General features: G+C 32.2%; 2 protein-coding genes. Both read right to left on the reverse strand.

Annotated elements, in window-relative coordinates; all coding sequences use genetic code 11:
- Positions 1–169: 169 nt before the first annotated feature.
- Positions 170–820: a hypothetical protein gene (locus AC1DPQ_RS28225; RefSeq protein WP_477611638.1), complete on the reverse strand. Its 651-nt coding sequence runs from the start codon at positions 818–820 to the stop codon at positions 170–172.
- Positions 821–846: 26 nt separating this feature from the next.
- Positions 847–1,205: hypothetical protein (locus AC1DPQ_RS28230; protein WP_477611639.1), on the reverse strand; the 359-nt coding region annotated here is incomplete at its 5' end.

Raw genomic sequence — 1,205 nt, forward strand, 5'->3', positions numbered from 1 at the left:
CCATAGCATATTGACCCCTCTTCACCAAAAACAAATAATCAGCAAGATCCTGATTTATAGCTAATTTCGCTATATACTAAAATTGGTGGGATGGGGTCAATCAAATTGGTTTATGCACCCTATCTCCAATTCACAAGACTACGGATAGATGGGGATAAGTTAAAACCGATTACCAAATGACAGTCCAGTATATTACAGTTCTTTTTTCTTTACTAATAGCAATCCCCTTTGAATAACCATTTTGCCATTGTTTTGGCATTTGATAAGCAGGTTTCATGTTAAATTCTTTTAACCAGGAATTTATTTTTTTTGCTTCGAATACATAAATGGTGAAGGACGTATCTAATCCAAAACTCTGATTGCCATTATTCCCCTCGTAAATAATGAAATTTGGAATAGGAAGTTTATTATGGTAGCATTCTTTATCAAGAAGTGTACTATCTTTAATATCAGGCAACTCATAATTATCCATTGTCTTTTTTGTTTCAAAACGATTAACAATCAACAAACATGAATCTAAATAATTGTAAGTAGCAACTGCCTGTTTTTGAGATCTATTTCTAACCAATTTTAATTCCTTTTCGGGTAAACCGTATTCATATAACATGAATGCTACATCATTTTTTGATTCATACCTATACGAAAAAACACGATTACTATCCGATGAAGAAGAAACTTTTTCTGGAAACTGATCAACGAATTTTTTTTCGTAATCCTTTTTCTTTTCAAGATAAAACTGGCCAGTATTTGGTTGATTCTGGCCGCAGCCATTAAATACACTAACAATCAATAAAATAAAAACTACACTTATATTTTTCATGGTTTGTAAATTTAACTAAATTGGGTCTAAAAAAGCTTAGAAATAAACTTCAATAGAAAACCAATTTTCGATGCTGTTGGCTGCTTATTCTCATAATATTTAGCTGTAGCCCTTATGCTTTGCCCAATAGGTTTGTTTATGCTATAATTTATTTTTGAACTTGAACTCGCTGAGCTAAAAGCACTAAGCTTCGAATTATTTCCTGATGAAACCTCCATAACATCGTATTTCAAATTTACAAGGCTTGGCAAAACATATGTTAACTTTGTCTTACCAATTTGAGATATTTCTGAAATAGTCGTTTTAATATTTTCGTTCCCATCCATTCGTCCCCCACTAACGAATTCCTGTTCCTTAACCGTAACATTTTCTACTGCACTATACC

This window comes from Pedobacter sp. 01T416_2 (assembly GCF_056398925.1).

What these genes read in the sequence shown, in the direction of transcription:
- AC1DPQ_RS28225 (WP_477611638.1), bottom strand. Translation starts at nt 820, where the DNA reads ATGAAAAATATAAGTGTAGTTTTTATTTTATTGATTGTTAGTGTATTT.